Below are 15,997 nucleotides of genomic sequence, written 5' to 3'. Positions count from 1 at the left end.
CCATACTTATTTGCTAAAAACCGTTTTCCTCCTTCGCCATTCATGTATGCATTTACAATTTTTTTCTTGAATTCATAATCATATTTTGCCATAAAAAAAACGACCTCCAATTGTTAGATTTTCAGGTCTAACTTTTGGGGGTCGGTTCAATTCTAGCTACTTTTTTATTTATAGTGAGACTAAACAAGTAAAGTAAAAAGGTAATAAAGGTGCATACCATTTACAAAGACATATAAGCCTAAAGCCATAAAAATTAAAAAATTACACCACTTTAAACAAGGTGCTTCACCACAATCGTCTAGATACTTAAATAGAAGCCAAAGTAAAAAGGCGGGCAATAGAATTTTAATAAAGAGACTCGAAAAGGCATTTTGAACAATAGACACCATAAGTTTATTAGCCTCAAAAAAGTCACCTGTTTTAAGTAAGGTATAGGTAAAGAGGATATCGGTACAATTAAGAATATAAATAAGGGTAAATTTGCTTTTTAAATTTGAGGTAGAATAATTTTTTATAAAATGGAACATACAACACCTCCTACTTAAGTATGAACAAAAAATAAGAAGTTTAATCTATCATACTTGACAAGATGAGAGTAAGCTTTTAGACTTTGAATATAAAAGTTTTGATAATCAAAGTATTAAGAGAGAAAGGAAGGAAGGAATGTGAACGATTCAATTAAAATTATAAATGAATTGCTAGTAGAGTTATTTAATGATATTTTAACCATAGAAAAGGAAGCTTTACAAAGTGGTCCTTTTAAAGATTTATCTATTACAGAAATGCATGTTTTAGAGGCTATTGGAATGCATAAAAAGACGATGACAGATGTGGCAAGTCAACTAGGAGTAACAGTAGGTACCCTTACCACTTCCGTTAATCGTTTGGTCAAAAAAGAATATGTTATTCGTACACGCTCAGAGGAAGATAGACGTATTGTGCATATTGAGCTTTCTAGAAAAGGCAAATTAGCTTATCGCTTGCATGAAAAGTTTCATACTGATATGGTAAAGACAATGACGGACAAATTATCAGATGAGGATAATGAGGTGCTTATTGCTTCACTGAATAGACTCAGCCAGTTCTTTAAAGAGCAATATCATTTGCAATAATAAGATAGTTAAATATAGAAAATATGTTAATAAGAGTATTCTCCTCTGCACAAATGAAGCATATTATAAGTGTAAAGGAGGGATATTATGTTTGGATTAAAAAAACAGCTTATCAAAAGCTTTATTAAACTAAACGTTATAGAAAACAAACCAAACTTTTTAAAGATACACATTAATAAGCTTCAAGATATAGCACCAGAATATCGTGTTTATGAAAAGCAGATTATAGAGGCTATTAAACTACTAAAAGGTATAGAGAATGTACAAGTAGATTTTAATAACAGTGTAGTAAGCATTAGTTATGATGGGGAGAAGGTAAAACCTCAAACGATTTTTTATTGGCTTCAGGCTATTTTAGATGTGGGCTTAGACAACTTTGAGCTTATTGAGCAATATGTTGAGAAGGATATGGACAAAGTAAAGACTTATTTATGGCCGATATTAGAGTCCAAGGTTCAGCAGTACAATCGCTATAAAGGATAAGGTTGTCAAAAAACGTAACTTCGATTAATATATAAAGAATAGACAACTACTTTTTGGGAGGAACATACAAATGATAGGTATTATAGGTGCAATGGAAGAGGAAGTTATTTCTCTTAAAAGAAAAGTGGAAGAAATTAACCAGCAGACAATTGCAGGTATGGATTTCTACACTGGTAAGCTGCACAATAAAGATGTGGTTATTGTTAGATGCGGCATTGGTAAGGTGAATGCAGCAGTATGTACGCAGGTATTAGTAGATAAATTTAATGCGGATTATATTATTAATACAGGTGTAGCAGGTGGACTTTATCCTGAGATTAATATAGGGGATATTGTGGTTTCTAGTGATACAGTAGAGCATGATATGGACGCTTCTGCGGTTGGTAATCCAAGAGGAGAGATTCCACGTATGAATAAAACCTATTTTGAAGCAGATGAAAGGTTAGTAGAGTGTGCAAAAAAAGCTGCTGAAAATTTAAAGGGTGAACATAAAGTGTATGTAGGTCGTATCGCAAGTGGTGATCAATTTATTTCAAGTATTAGAGTAAAAGAAGATATTTATACTACTTTTACAGCCTATTGTGCAGAAATGGAAGGTGCTGCCATTGCCCATACGTGTTTTTTAAATCAAGTTCCTTTTGTGATTATTAGAGCCATTTCTGATAAAGCAGATAGTAGTGCAGATGTGAATTTTGAAGAATTTGTTAATGTAGCTGCTAAAAATGCTAGCCGTATGATTGAGGCTATGATTAAAGAAATAAAATAATATTAAGTAAATAGACTAGGAATAAAAAAGAAAGATCTTGCTAAAGTGTAAATACTGGAGTAAGGTCTTTTTTTAATAGTAAGGTAAGTAGGAAAAGTATATTATAAGTTAGATAAATATAATTTTAAAATAGCAATATAAAATGTATTTAGTATATTCATAAAAATAATAATATTATATAATATAAACAATATAATACATACATTGTAGGCTGAAAGAGGCAGCTGAGTAGTACCTAAAATAGAGTATATAAACAAAAATAAAGGAGGAAATAATGAGAAGCTTAAAGAGGATAGGAATTTCATTGGTACTCGCTTTAACTATGGTATTACAACTTGGAGTTATTTATGGGCAGGCCCTACCTAGTGAAGTAAGTGGAAAAAATTATAAAGTAATACCTGTACTTTTTAAAGGAGTAGCACAAGAAACCATTGTATCTGATTATCTCGAGTGGTCAAATGATAAGAAGGGCTATGCTGTTTTAGATGTAAAGGGGTATGCTTATCAAGTTGGTAGTAATATTAAGATAGGTATAACTATAGGTTATCAGACACCTAATGGTTATACCAATCCACCTGATTGGTTAGATCGAATAGAGGAAATTTCAATACCTAGCAATAAGACATTTGAAGAAGTTATTAAAGATTATTATATTGACTTTAAAGACATTAAGATTGTAGATAATGGAAACAAATTATGGTTTTATTTAAAGGGTAAAAATGGTGGTACATTTGACCGTCAAAGTGCACAAAATATTAAATTAGATCCTACTGCTTCAGTAAAGGAGCCTGTATGGCCTAACCCAGGCTCTATTCAAGTAACCAATACAGCACTGCCTGTTAGTGTAGGAGGTATTCGTCAAGAAGGTTTATGGCAGGTAGAATTAAAGGTAGAAGGTAAAAATAAGATAATGACAGAACCTACAGATGTGGTGCTTGTATTGGACCGATCAGGAAGTATGGCAAATGAAGTGGGGGATTATTTATGTAATAATGAAGAACATATTCATACACGTAAATGTTATAGCAATAGACAACTACTTATTTGTGGAAAAACTGAACATAGACATGGTAATAGCTGTAAGAGACTTACACGAGTGGAGATAGCAAAGCAAGCTACTAATAATTTTGTTGAGCAACTATTACTTGAAAATGAAAAAGAACATAACTCTATTAAAGTAGGAATCGTAGCTTTTGCTACTAATGTTGAGGAAAGTAGATGTACCTCATTAACAGACGATAAGACAACTCTATTAAAAGGGGTAGCCACTGCTTTGGATAATCCAGCAGGGGGTACTAACATGGTTCAAGGGATTAATAAGGCAAAGTTATATTTAGATGCTGCCAATTCTAAAAATGGTATTATTGTTTTGATAAGTGATGGAGAGCCAACCTATTATCATACAACAAGCGGTAATGGCGTATTAGGAGGAGGAAGTTATATAGATACAGCTACAAAGACTAAGACTATAGAAGCTGCTCAAACAGCTAAAAATGCAGGATATGAAATTTACTCCATTGGTGCAGGTGAGAGCATATCAACAGTGGGACAACAAGTATTAAAAATATGTTCAACAAATGGTATCAATGATAATGGTGAGTATTACTATCTATCTAAAGATACTACAAATGCCTTAATCAATATTATGGAAAATGTGGTACGTTCTATCCAAAATGCTGCTAGAGGAGCTAAGGTAGTTATTCCAATAGGGGAGAAATTTAAACTTTGGACAGAGCAAGAAAACCAATTTAAGTATGAAATCATTCCTTCAATGGGTGATACAGCACTTACTGATAGTGAATACGATTGTGTAATTTCACAAGGAAAGATAGAAAGAGAAGTAGCAGATGGTAAAGAAAAATTAACTTGGGAAATAGGAAATATAGGTGAGGGCACACCTGCTATTTTACGTTATTATATAGGAATGACAGCAGAAGCACAGAAACAGATTTCTTATCCAATAAGTGATGAAACCGTATTATCCTATAGTAATATCTATGGTAAACCCGCAAAAAAGGTAGGTAAGCCAGGCGGAAAAGGGGATTTTGACATTCCAGAAGTAAGTATGGACTCTGCTAATATCCGCCTTATTTATTACCTTGTAAATGATAACGGTAAACCTATTAATGAGGAAGGTCAGGAAGTAGAAAGACCTGATTTGGCATATAACCTTAAAAATGATTATTATATACCAGAGGGCACAAGTAGTAAAGACTTAGACTTTGGAGTTTATACCATTAAGTATGACATCAGCTATGAAAAGGATAATAATAAATATATCTTTAAAGAAGGTATTGTTCCTATAAATATTACAAGAGTTGAACTGAATGCTTTAAATGCACAACCGGTTGTTTACTTGCCTTATGAGAAGGTGAAGCTTCAAGTGAATTGGACACAGCTAGGAAACGAGAGTGGTGCATTTGTTACTAGAAACTTTATTTGTCCAGAGCAGCTTAGCAATATTAGTTTTACTGTAGGATTTATAGAAGCAGGAAATATTACTCATTCTAATCTGACACTAGTTATTGATTCAGATTATCAAGGAGGAAATACTTTTAAGGACAAAATGCGTTTTAAAGTTGGTGATACTGCTCTAGTAAATGTAAAAGAAGTTAGTACCTTAAAGGAAGAAAATGGATACAACTATAGAAGTAGTGTGACCGCTACTGAGGATGAGTTAAAGATCATAATAAATAATTTAAAAGTTAAAACGGATCAGGTCTATGAAGTAAATATATTTTTTAAATGCTATCTAAAGGATAGTTACACTTATAATCAGTATAAAAATGATATGAACCATTTATCAGCTATTCATCAGATTGGTCTAACAATCCAAGATATAGAGAATGGTATAAACGAAGATAAAAAACCAATCAATTTAAGATATGTAGACATACCTAAAATTAATTAGAGAAAGAAGGCTTAGAAATAGGCCTTCTTTTTAGGGTAAAAATATGCGAATTAGTTTAAAAAATTGTTTTGTTATCACAAGTAATTGATAAGAATAATATTTAATAATATAATAAATTGTGACTATATTGCATGCTATATACAATAAACTAAAGAGTGGAGTGTATAGCTAAATAAGTCAGATAGGGGGAAATAAGATGAAAAACTTAAAAAGACTCATAATTTCTACTCTAAGTATACTCGTTTTAATAATGCAAGCAGGTAACCTTTATGCGGCTAGTGAAAATACAATACTTTTCTTTAAACCTTATACTCAAAATGACTTAATTGTTTTTAACCAAAAAGATTATGCTGTAATCTCAAAATATGTAACAGGAACTTCCTATGACCCAAATGATGGAGGAACTGTACAAGGCTGGGCTACTTTATACGCTAAAGCAACAGTAGAAGACGCTGGAGGCAATAATGCAAAGATAAAATGTACTATGGATTTTAAAGATAAAAAGGGGAATACCTATACCACGCAAGTCCTAGAAGTTGTTGTAAATAAAGATGAGGTAGGTTGGCCAAGTTGTGAAAAATATTTGATTGAAACAGTGTTTAATCCGTTCGAAGTAATGGGTAAAATCTCTGAGAATAGAAATGTCTTTTGGATAGGTATTAAAGGGCATAGTACAGTTAGGGTGCAGGATATACAACTTGCGCCAGAACCTATTAAGCAGGGAGAGATAAAAACAAGTGCTGTAGAGCATGGTAAATCAAACACAGCTACGCAAAATTTTGTTTGTCCTGAATATTTAAGTAATATTAAGTTCAAGATGGAATGGAACAGTTCTACTAATGCCAATTTAAGACTTAAAGTTGATTTAGGAAAGATGGATGGAAATGCAGGAAAACCAAACCTCTATTTTAAAGAGAATGACATACTATTAGTAAGTATTAAGCCAGATGGCTCCAATATGCAAGTTCCAGTTCAAAATTTAAAAGGAAATGTAAGTGGAGATGGAAGTCAACTTATTATTACAATGGATCATGTAGAAGCAGAGGTAAGTAGGAGTTATATAGTGGATATATTTTTTAGATGCTATCTAAAAAATGATTATAAGTATAGGGATTATGTAGATTTCTTACGGTTTAATAGTGAAAGTAGTAAGAGGCATTCGGTGGATGTAGATGTAAAAGATAACCTAACAGGTATTAGTAATATCCCTTTGAATTTTAATTTGCAATACGTACCTATGCCTAAAATAAATTAAATATTTAGGGAGACTGAGAAATCAGTCTCTTTTTGTATTTTATTGAAACATTATTTTACTTGAAAAAATGTAAATAAATGGTAAAATTATTATAAGAAGAATTATAGGGGTGGGACAAATGATAATAGGATTATTCAGTATACAGTGTGTTTTGGCACTAATTATTGTTTTAACAACGAAGATGATATTACATAAATTTGAAATGATAGAAACGAGTATCGAGCTTTATAATAATTCAAGAGTATATAAAACTCAGTCAAGTATAGCATTTATCGATTCTATTATTAGGAAATATGATGAAATCGAAAATAAACTCAAAGACAAGGTAGATATAGAAACTTTTTTAGTAACAACCTTGCATAAAGAGAAAATAGGTTCTTTTTCTTATCTAGCTATTAAAAATTTAGCGACTAAAACAATCTTTTTAATGTGGGCTGTAATAATGTTAGAAATACTAGTAATTAGTATTGATCGGCTTGCGTTTACGGGGCCTATGATTATACTGACTAGTGTAAGTGGACTTCTAGCAATAGGTTCAGAGGTTTTTACCATTGTAATGGGAGTAGTAGAAAAACAAGAACTTATTTTAACTTTAATGACTAATTATCTTATTAATATTTTTCCAGTTGAAAATGAAGAGCGAAATAAAAAGAGGATGAACGGACAGATTAGGAGAAATGATAGAGAATTATTGCAGCAATCATTAAGAGAAGAAGATGTGAGTGAAAAAGTACAAACTTTGAAAGATCAGCCCATTTCCTTTGGAAAAGAGAAAAATAACAAGTTAACAAAAAATGGACAAGATAAAAAAGCAGGAGGTGCATTAACTGCCCAAGATATTGCTAAACTAATAAAGATTCTTCAATAAAGAAGCTCATAAGGCTTCTTTTTATTTTATTAGAGGTTTTGCAAGACAGTTTTGTCATATATGCATATAAAAGTATATATTAATGAACAATAATAAAATGATTATTATGTATTTAAAAATACTTTAAAGTGCTTTATAATAATAAAGTTGAAAGAATATCGTTCTATCATAGATTAGGAGGATGTAGTAATGAGTAGAATAACAGTTGATTACTCTCAAACAGGTGTACAACCTTATGAAGTAGAATTTTTAAAATCACAAGTAGAAATTGCACATGACATGTTACATGAAAAAACAGGCGCGGGGAATGATTTTTTAGGATGGATTAATCTGCCTATAGATTATGATAAAGAAGAATTTAGTAGGATAAAAGAAGCTGCTGCAAAAATTCAAAAGGACTCAGACATCCTTATTGTGATTGGTATTGGTGGCTCCTATTTAGGGGCGAGAGCGTGTATTGATGCCCTTAGCCATACTTTTTACAATACACTTAGTAAAGCACAAAGAAAAACACCTGAAATTTACTATGTAGGAAATAATATTTCAGGAAGGTACCTTAGAGACTTATTAGATGTATGTGAAGGTAAAGAAGTAAGTGTAAATGTTATTTCCAAATCAGGCACAACAACTGAGCCTGCTATTGCTTTTCGTGTATTTAAGAAGTTCATGGAAGAAAAATATGGTAAAGAAGAAGCCAAAAATAGGATTTATGCTACGACGGATCAAGCAAAAGGAGCTCTTTTAACACTTGCTAAAGAAGAAGGGTATAAGACTTTTATTATTCCAGATGATGTAGGTGGCCGTTTCTCTGTACTTACAGCTGTAGGCTTACTTCCTATTGCTGTAGCAGGCATTTGTATTGATGAATTAATGGCAGGTGCGGCAGCAGCAAGAGAAGAATACTTAGTAGCTGATGTAGTAAATAATGAATGTTATAAATATGCTGCTGTACGTAATGCACTTCTTAGAAAAGGGAAAACAACAGAAATTATTGTAAATTATGAACCCACAATGCAATATTTTGGGGAATGGTGGAAACAGCTTTACGGTGAAAGTGAAGGAAAGGATAACAAAGGGATTTATCCATCATCTGTTAACTTTTCCACAGACCTTCATTCACTGGGTCAATATATTCAAGAGGGGCAACGTATTCTATTTGAAACCGTTCTTAATATTGAAAAACCTCAATTAGATGTAACTCTTGAGGAAGAACCTTTTGATTTAGATGGTCTTAACTACTTAGCTGGAAAGAGTATGGATTTTGTAAACAAAAAAGCTTTTGAAGGAACACTTCTTGCTCATGTAGATGGTGGGGTACCTAATATTATTATAAACATTCCAGAGATGGATGCCTTTAACATGGGTAAACTCATTTATTTCTTTGAAAAAGCTTGTGGTATAAGTGGTTACTTATTAGGAGTTAATCCATTTGATCAACCAGGTGTAGAAGAATATAAGAAAAATATGTTTGCTCTTTTGGGAAAAAAAGGTTATGAAACATTAAGAGAAGTTCTTTTAAAACGTATTAATGAGTAGTGATTAACTAAAAATTAAAAGGTGTAGTAGCTAATTATTTATAGATAATAGCAGCTACACTTTTTTTGTGAAAATTTATAGGCTGTAACCTTACGTAAAAAAGGAGTTGTGTTATAATAAAAGATAAAAAGATAGTGGATTTTATTTTAGGAGGAGATTCTATGGATGGAGATAAGAGGCGAGAGCAAATTCTAAGGTTACTTCAGGAAGGTGCTTTACCCATTAGTGGAGCGCTCCTAGCTCAAAAATTTGAAGTAAGTAGGCAAGTTATTGTGCAAGATGTAGCTCTTTTAAGAGCTCAAGGCTATGATATCCTAGCTACAGCCAGGGGCTATATTCTGAACAAAGAAGCAGCAAGCATGAGAAAGAGAGTTGTTGCTGTTAAGCATGATGAAGGGAAGTTGGAAGAGGAATTAGAAATTATTATAGATAATGGTGGGACAGTGAGAGATGTTATCATTATGCATCCGGTATATGGTGAGCTAGTAGCTGGTTTACTTTTAAAAACTAGACGAGATATTAAACAGTTTGTAGACAAGGTAAATACAACGAGTGCCGCCCCCTTGATGCAGTTAACGAAAGGGGAGCATATGCATACTATTGAAGCTGCTACAGAAGAAGAATTAGATATTATTGAACAAGAATTACTAAATAAAGGATATATAAAAAAGTGCTACGTCCTAAAAGACGTAGCACTTTTTATGAGTATTTCTTGTAATAACGCCAGAGGCAGTGTTTAATGCCCATAGCAATATTATCTGCCATTTTCATGACTAAAGAAAGACGTGTATTTTGTAAAACAACCATATTCATCATACTGCTAAAGTTAACAATACCAGTAATATGAAGATGACCAATAGGTGGCAAGTTTTTTTTAACACCTGCACCAGGATAAATAGCTCCTTCGCCAATAGTAACGCAGCCGATATTGTGAGGAGCCCCAAGACAAGCATCAATGGCAATAACAAGGGCTTTAGGGTGCTTTTCTTGAATGAGCTTTAGAGTATCTTCTAAGTTTTTAGCGTGAACAGGTTCATCTAAATTACCGTAAAAGCTGACATTTTCATAGTTGAGAGGATGTAATTTATAACCTACTAAAGGACCAAGACTATCTCCAGTAGCTCGATCTGTTCCGATGCAAACAATGACTAACTCATGGTTATGAAGTGGAAGCAATGTTTCAAGATAGGGTTGTAGCTGATTGCAAAAGGAAGATAAATAGTTATCGCTTTCAATAGGGATGTAGACGGTAGAGGGCTTTGTACTTACATCTGTATACATATTTTTATCACCACTTTCAGTATCTTTTTATAGTTTGCCATTTTTTTGGTTATTTATTTACCAAACGATATGGAATTTATTTACAGTATTTAAATGGTTAAGGTTTTATTTTTATTGATAAAAGGCGATAAATCTCGTTAGAAATAATAAGAAAAATATGGTAGAACTAAAAAAATAATGAGGATAAGGCTAAAAAAAGAAAGATAAAAAAAATGAAGACCTCGACAATAAACATTAAAATATTATAGAAAGGTTATAGTATGCTAATTGTAAAATTTGGATATAAATGGAAGGGGATAAAAATGGGAAAAGTATACTACAGACCAAATAAAAATAAAAGTGAGGCAAATGGTAGAGAAAAAGATAGTCTAAGCAAGGAAGAAAAAATACAGCTTCTTAATAGAGATGAATTAGAAGAAGTGCAATCTGAATTAGGACAGTCTAAAGAACAAATAAAAATGCAAACAAGTGTTCAATTAGAAAATGTAAAGGCTATAGGAGATGTAGACTGCGATTATCATATTTATCTTGAAGATTATGTTTATACCTATCTTTATCAGTATGCACAAATGGATTTAAATAAAGAAAGTGCAGCTGTATTTGTTGGGAAGTTTTCAGAAGAGAGCAAAGAAATTATAATATCAGGTATTATTCCTCTTAGAGCAGGAAAGGATGAGGAAAGAGAATGGTTGATCCATGAAGCTTTAGAGGAGGCAGAAAAGGAAAGACAAACTTACTTTAGTAATCAGGAAATTATAGGATGGATGCATATGCAACCAGGGTATGGCACCATGCTTACTATGAAAGAATTAAGAGAGCATAGAAATGTCTTTGGAAGCTCTGGAAAGGTATTTATGCTATTGGATCCAATTAATAAAATAGAAACCTTTTATGCTTTAGAAGGGGATGAATTATTAGAACAAAGTGGTTATTATATGTATTACCAACGTAACGAAGAGATGCAACACTATATGATTGAGCATGCTTTTAAAACAGAGGAAACAGCGCCTATAGAGGATACGGTAGTTAATCAATTTAGAGAAATAGGTAGGGCACGTAAGAAAGAGTATATACAACGTAAAAACCTTAATGTAACAGTAGTTGCTACTAGTGTACTACTTATTGCTCTTACAGCTGTTGTTGTAAAAATGAATGGAACGCAGAAGGTACTACCTACATTTGCTCAAGATACTCCAACTATTAATGTTTTAGGAAATGATCCAATAGGGGAAAGTGATAATAGCGCTGTTCAATTTACAATCAATCAAGTTGAAAAACAAGCTTTATCCAATGAAGAAAAAGTAACAGAGACAAACAAAGAGCAACTAAGTGAGACACAAACAAATGGATTAACAAGTGAAACAACTAAAGAGCAGGTAAGAAAGGATGTAAATGTTCAATTTGAAAAAGAAGAAGTTAAGAAAGAAGAAGCTAAGAAAGAAGAGAGTGAAAAAGAAGAAATAAAATATGATACTTATGTTATTCAAGAGGGAGATACACTTGCTAATATTGTTTATAAACAATATGGTAATAGTAGTCGCATAAAAGAAATTATTGATTTAAACAATTTAAGTAATACCAATCTTATTAAAGTAGGACAAGAGTTAAAATTACCTAAACAATAAAAGCAATAAAAACAAGAAAGTCACTAGGTAAAAATGATTAATTTTCAAATTAAACTGTACAACTAATTACAGAAAAGTGTATTATAGAGTATAGAAGGAACCTTATTGTTTGAGTGCAGGAGGAATGATTGTGAACAATACACCACTTAAGTGCTTATTTGTATCAAGTGAAGTAGCTCCTTATGCTAAAACGGGTGGATTAGCAGATGTCATCGGAGCATTGCCTAAAAAGCTAAGAGAACAGGGGATAGATGCAAGGGTTGCTTTACCTTACTATCATTCTATTCAGGGGAGATTTTTTGATCATGATTCACATTTTTTAACAAGTTATGATGTTCATCTTGGTTGGAGAGTACAAGGGGTTGGGATTTATGAAGATGACAGTACTACTGTTCCTACGTACTTGCTAAAAAGTGATACCTACTTTGCAAGACCAGAGTTTTATGGGTATAAAGATGATTATGAGCGTTTTGCTTTCTTTTGTAAGGCTGTTTTAGAACTACTAAGACATATTGATTTTATGCCAGATGTGATTCATTGTAATGACTGGCAAACAGGACCGTTATGTTTGCTTTTAAAGGATAAATATAGAATGGATCCTTTTTATGCTAACATTAAGACTGTCTATACTATACATAATATGAAATATCAGGGGTTATGTGGGAAAGAAGCACTTGATGTTCTTGAACTCTCTTCAGACTATATGTCAGCTGAACGCTTAGAGTATCATGGTGCAATTAGTTACATGAAGGCTGGACTTATTTATTCTGATAAAATAACAACAGTCAGTCCAACCTATGCAGAAGAAATTAAAACCTATCAATATGGATGTGGATTAGACCGCTTATTAGGAGATAAGTTGTATTACAAAATGGAGGGGATATTAAACGGAATTGATTACGATGTGTATGATCCTAAAATAGATCCTTATATTTATAAAAATTATACTTGGCGTTCTATTGGGCGTAAGAAAGAAAATAAAGTAAAATTTCAAGAAGAATATGGCCTTGAAAAAAAAGATTGCATGCTCATTGGTATTGTTTCACGTATAACAGATCAAAAAGGGTTTGATCTTATGAAACAAACAGTGGACTCTTTGTGGGTGATGGATAAAATTATGCAAATGGATGTGCAGTTTGTAATATTAGGAACAGGGGAACAAGAATATGAGGAGATGTTTAAACATTTTGCTTATAAATATCGTGAACGTTCAGCGGTTTTTCTAACCTTTAATGAAGCATTGGCTCAAAAGATATACGCAGCTAGCGATGTATTCTTAATGCCTTCACTGTTTGAACCTTGTGGTTTAGGGCAACTTATAGCCATGCGCTATGGGACAGTACCTGTTGTTCGAAAAACAGGTGGGTTAAAAGATACGGTTATTCATTACAATCCAATGACTAAGGAAGGAACAGGTTTTGAGTTTGAAGATTGTTCAGGTTATTGGATGTATAAGAAGCTAGAGGAAGCTTATCAGTACTATGTAGAGAAAAAAGAAGATTTTAAGCAAATTCAATTAAATGGTATGAAAAAGAATTTTTCGTGGGATGAAGCAGCTAAGAAATATATTGCGTTATACCATGGGTTAAGTTAAGACATAAATAGACTATCTCTAGAGCCGAAAGTGGTAATAGGAGGTAGTCTATTTTAGCTATTAATAGATTTTAAGAATAATTCGATCTATAAACCTATATTACTGTATAAATTTAAATCCTTTAAAAGATATAGAGGCTGGTGTATGATAGTGATGTAGAAAAGTACAGTAGGAGTGAAAAATGTGAATACACTAGAAAAGAAAAAGCCCAATAAGAAACCTATTATAGGTATTGTTTTAGGTATAATTTTAGGTATATTAGGTTTTGTGATGTTTAAAAGTGGTATACTTTACACCCTTGGAGGGGAAAAAGAACTTATTGTAGATATCCCTATTATTGAACTAAATATAAGTGATAATAGCTATATAGGTTTTAATAAAAATCAAATTTTTAAAGTAACACGAGATGGTGTTACAGCTTATGACTTGAAAGGTCAACAGCTTTGGGCAGATGCACTATCTCTAGAAAATTATATAGTAAAGCAGAGGGGTAGTTATATTGCAGTAGGAGAAAAAGAAGGAAAAAGCATTACTTTATTTAGTGATAAAGGAAAGCAAGGAGAAGTACAGAGCAGTAATAAGATCCTTTACTTTTCTATTAATGAAAAGGGTGGGATAGTAACGATAGAAGAAGGAGTAGATTCTCATACAGTTTCAGCTTATGATAGCAAAGGAAGATTTTTAGGTGGAAGAGTTACTTATTCCAAGGATAGTGGCTATCCTGTTGTAGCAGAGCTTTCACCCACAAATAATTTGCTACTTATCAGCTACATTAATATCAACAAACCTGCATTAACTTCAGAAATAGTAGCAGTTGAGTTAGGGGCAAATGAGGAAGATGTTATGGACAATGTAGTTTATGGACTAGAACAAAAAGATAATCTTGTTTATGAAATTGAATTTTTAAAAGATAATGAGTGGATGAGTATAGGAGATAAGACTATGAGTAGCTATGATTTAGACGGTAATCCAATTGCTACCATTAACAATATAAATTGTGTTTTTACTCCCTATAATATAAGCATAAGCAGATATGGAGAAGGGTATTTACCCATCATTGCTACAGATAGCATGACGCAAAATACGGTTCATCGTGCAGATTATTTAATTTATATCAATGGACAGGGAGAAGAGATTTTAAGAAAGGAAATAGGGGAACCTGTTACTTATTATTACGCCAATGACAAGGGAGTCATAATTGGGACAAGAGATAACTATAAAGGCTATAATAAATTAGGTGTATTACTTTTTGAGTATCGCCCTACAGCAGATATTAGTAAAGTATTTTACATACCAGAAACAAAGACAGGAATTGCAGTAGCTAGAGATAAAGTGATGTTACTAAAGCCTAAGAAGGAGGAAAAAAAGTGATATTGGATGGTATTATAGTAATGGTGATAAGTGCTTTTGGGGCAGTAGGTTACTATAGAGGCTTTCTGAAGACGATTATGTCATTTGCAAGTTCTTTTGTAGCCATTATATTTGCTTTTATTATACAACCTATTATAAGTAGTTTTTTAAAATTAACACCTCTTTATCCAATCATCTATAAATGGATAGGAGGAAGGGTAGAAAAAGTAAATTTTGGTGTAGGAGTTCAAACACAAGGAGAAGCAATCAGAAAAAGTGTGACGTGGTTACCAGATTTTATAAGTGATTCTATTGTTAAAAATAATAATGCAGAAGTATATAAACTTTTAAAAGTATCAACAATTAAAGAGTATGTAAGTGAATCACTCACTCAAGTTGTATTAGGTATACTTGCTATTTTGTTTGCGTGGCTTATCATTAAGGCAATATTTATATTGCTTCTAGCAAGTACAGATGCAGTTATAAAGGTTATTCCTATTGTATCAAAGTTAAATAGGTTAAGTGGTTTTGGAATAGGGGTTGTGAAAGGGGTATTAGGTATATGGATAGTAGGTCTTCTACTATCAGTTGTTTTAACGAGTCCTCATTCTAGTGCAATAGCTACTCTTATACAAGAAAGTAGTTTAACCAAGTGGTTATATGAAAATAACCTTATCTTACAAGCATTTAGTAATATGGTTAATAAATAAAAAGAGCTGTCTATCAAATAACTATTACATAGGAAAGAAAAAGAGAGTGATAGACAGCGTATTTTAGAGAGGGAAAAATGAATAAAAAGAAGAAAAAATAATTTGTAAAAAAGTTTAAAAAAAGAGTTGACAGAGGTTAAGTAGCATGGTAAGATTATATTCGTCGCTGAGGACAACACTTAGAACGAACTGACTTGAGGCGATAATAAAGATGGACATTGAAAACAAAATAGTAACCATAAAACCAGTCGATTCATGAACTTAATTTTAAGTTCAGTGAGTACTATAAAGTACTAAGTAATAAGTCAGCAACCTAGGTTGCATGGACAAACTTTTTTATGAGAGTTTGATCCTGGCTCAGGATGAACGCTGGCGGCGTGCTTAACACATGCAAGTCGAACGAAGCTAAGGGAGCTTGCTCCCAAAGCTTAGTGGCGGACGGGTGAGTAACGCGTGGGTAACCTGCCCTATAGAGGGGGATAACGTTCGGAAACGAACGCTAATAC

The 15,997-nt window shown here is 32.5% G+C and carries 14 protein-coding genes and 1 rRNA gene; 13 read left to right on the top strand and 2 right to left on the bottom strand.

Annotated features, from left to right (window positions below):
- Positions 1 to 179 precede the first annotated feature (179 nt).
- Positions 180 to 527, bottom strand: coding sequence for a DUF5658 family protein (locus CS063_RS16680; RefSeq protein ID WP_099450818.1), 348 nt, complete (start codon positions 525 to 527; stop codon positions 180 to 182).
- A gap of 138 nt (positions 528 to 665) precedes the next feature.
- Here CS063_RS16680 and CS063_RS16675 point away from each other — a divergent pair, with 138 nt between their 5' ends.
- The 8 genes from CS063_RS16675 (at position 666) to CS063_RS16640 (ending at position 9,671) form a co-directional block, all read left to right on the top strand.
- Positions 666 to 1,112 (top strand): MarR family winged helix-turn-helix transcriptional regulator, encoded by a 447-nt coding sequence (locus CS063_RS16675; RefSeq protein WP_099450817.1) that lies wholly within the window; start codon positions 666 to 668, stop codon positions 1,110 to 1,112.
- An 87-nt stretch (positions 1,113 to 1,199) separates the two neighbouring features.
- Complete coding sequence (locus CS063_RS16670) at positions 1,200 to 1,595, top strand: heavy-metal-associated domain-containing protein (RefSeq protein ID WP_099450816.1); 396 nt, start codon at positions 1,200 to 1,202, stop codon at positions 1,593 to 1,595.
- A 70-nt stretch (positions 1,596 to 1,665) separates the two neighbouring features.
- Positions 1,666 to 2,361: a 5'-methylthioadenosine/adenosylhomocysteine nucleosidase gene (locus CS063_RS16665; protein ID WP_099450815.1), complete on the top strand. Its 696-nt coding sequence runs from the start codon at positions 1,666 to 1,668 to the stop codon at positions 2,359 to 2,361.
- A gap of 274 nt (positions 2,362 to 2,635) precedes the next feature.
- The gene (locus CS063_RS16660) at positions 2,636 to 5,272 is read left to right on the top strand and encodes a vWA domain-containing protein (RefSeq protein ID WP_099450814.1); all 2,637 of its coding nucleotides are present in this window, start codon (positions 2,636 to 2,638) and stop codon (positions 5,270 to 5,272) included.
- Between the two features lie 196 nt (positions 5,273 to 5,468).
- Positions 5,469 to 6,527: a hypothetical protein gene (locus CS063_RS16655; protein WP_099450813.1), complete on the top strand. Its 1,059-nt coding sequence runs from the start codon at positions 5,469 to 5,471 to the stop codon at positions 6,525 to 6,527.
- A 118-nt stretch (positions 6,528 to 6,645) separates the two neighbouring features.
- Positions 6,646 to 7,395, top strand: a complete 750-nt coding sequence (locus CS063_RS16650) for a hypothetical protein (RefSeq protein WP_099450812.1) — start codon at positions 6,646 to 6,648, stop codon at positions 7,393 to 7,395.
- A 189-nt stretch (positions 7,396 to 7,584) separates the two neighbouring features.
- Positions 7,585 to 8,931 carry a glucose-6-phosphate isomerase gene (locus CS063_RS16645; protein WP_099450811.1) on the top strand — a complete coding sequence of 449 codons (1,347 nt, stop codon included), beginning with the start codon at positions 7,585 to 7,587 and terminating at the stop codon, positions 8,929 to 8,931.
- A 161-nt stretch (positions 8,932 to 9,092) separates the two neighbouring features.
- Positions 9,093 to 9,671, top strand: a complete 579-nt coding sequence (locus tag CS063_RS16640; protein ID WP_099450810.1) for a transcription repressor NadR — start codon at positions 9,093 to 9,095, stop codon at positions 9,669 to 9,671.
- On the opposite strand, the gene yyaC is transcribed toward CS063_RS16640, so the two are convergent.
- Entirely contained in the window at positions 9,631 to 10,212 is a 582-nt protein-coding gene (yyaC, locus tag CS063_RS16635; protein ID WP_099450809.1) for a spore protease YyaC, read from the bottom strand. The two genes, CS063_RS16640 and yyaC, sit on opposite strands and share 41 nt — an antisense overlap.
- 302 nt (positions 10,213 to 10,514) lie before the next feature.
- Here yyaC and CS063_RS16630 point away from each other — a divergent pair, with 302 nt between their 5' ends.
- The 5 genes from CS063_RS16630 to CS063_RS16610 form a co-directional block, all read left to right on the top strand.
- Positions 10,515 to 11,837 (top strand): LysM peptidoglycan-binding domain-containing protein, encoded by a 1,323-nt coding sequence (locus CS063_RS16630; RefSeq protein ID WP_099450808.1) that lies wholly within the window; start codon positions 10,515 to 10,517, stop codon positions 11,835 to 11,837.
- A gap of 124 nt (positions 11,838 to 11,961) precedes the next feature.
- The gene (glgA, locus tag CS063_RS16625; RefSeq protein WP_408640903.1) at positions 11,962 to 13,431 is read left to right on the top strand and encodes a glycogen synthase GlgA; all 1,470 of its coding nucleotides are present in this window, start codon (positions 11,962 to 11,964) and stop codon (positions 13,429 to 13,431) included.
- A gap of 183 nt (positions 13,432 to 13,614) precedes the next feature.
- The gene (locus CS063_RS16620; protein ID WP_099450806.1) at positions 13,615 to 14,802 is read left to right on the top strand and encodes a DUF5711 family protein; all 1,188 of its coding nucleotides are present in this window, start codon (positions 13,615 to 13,617) and stop codon (positions 14,800 to 14,802) included.
- A complete protein-coding gene (locus tag CS063_RS16615) occupies positions 14,799 to 15,491 on the top strand; it encodes a CvpA family protein (protein ID WP_099450805.1) in 693 nt (230 codons plus the stop codon). The genes CS063_RS16620 and CS063_RS16615 overlap by 4 nt, the downstream gene beginning before the upstream one ends.
- A 334-nt stretch (positions 15,492 to 15,825) precedes the next feature.
- Positions 15,826 to 15,997, top strand: a 16S ribosomal RNA gene (locus CS063_RS16610); the annotation flags it as partial.

The organism is Sporanaerobium hydrogeniformans, assembly GCF_002735925.1.
Classification (GTDB): Bacteria; Bacillota; Clostridia; order Lachnospirales; family Cellulosilyticaceae; genus Sporanaerobium; species Sporanaerobium hydrogeniformans.
Note: the sequence above shows the minus strand (reverse complement) of the source record. Positions and strands in the feature narration are given on the sequence as shown.

What these genes read in the sequence shown, in the direction of transcription:
- CS063_RS16680 (WP_099450818.1), bottom strand. Translation starts at nt 527, where the DNA reads ATGTTCCATTTTATAAAAAATTATTCTACCTCAAATTTAAAAAGCAAA.
- CS063_RS16670 (WP_099450816.1), top strand. Translation starts at nt 1,200, where the DNA reads ATGTTTGGATTAAAAAAACAGCTTATCAAAAGCTTTATTAAACTAAAC.
- CS063_RS16665 (WP_099450815.1), top strand. Translation starts at nt 1,666, where the DNA reads ATGATAGGTATTATAGGTGCAATGGAAGAGGAAGTTATTTCTCTTAAA.
- CS063_RS16660 (WP_099450814.1), top strand. Translation starts at nt 2,636, where the DNA reads ATGAGAAGCTTAAAGAGGATAGGAATTTCATTGGTACTCGCTTTAACT.
- CS063_RS16655 (WP_099450813.1), top strand. Translation starts at nt 5,469, where the DNA reads ATGAAAAACTTAAAAAGACTCATAATTTCTACTCTAAGTATACTCGTT.
- CS063_RS16650 (WP_099450812.1), top strand. Translation starts at nt 6,646, where the DNA reads ATGATAATAGGATTATTCAGTATACAGTGTGTTTTGGCACTAATTATT.
- CS063_RS16645 (WP_099450811.1), top strand. Translation starts at nt 7,585, where the DNA reads ATGAGTAGAATAACAGTTGATTACTCTCAAACAGGTGTACAACCTTAT.
- CS063_RS16640 (WP_099450810.1), top strand. Translation starts at nt 9,093, where the DNA reads ATGGATGGAGATAAGAGGCGAGAGCAAATTCTAAGGTTACTTCAGGAA.
- yyaC (WP_099450809.1), bottom strand. Translation starts at nt 10,212, where the DNA reads ATGTATACAGATGTAAGTACAAAGCCCTCTACCGTCTACATCCCTATT.
- CS063_RS16630 (WP_099450808.1), top strand. Translation starts at nt 10,515, where the DNA reads ATGGGAAAAGTATACTACAGACCAAATAAAAATAAAAGTGAGGCAAAT.
- glgA (WP_408640903.1), top strand. Translation starts at nt 11,962, where the DNA reads ATGATTGTGAACAATACACCACTTAAGTGCTTATTTGTATCAAGTGAA.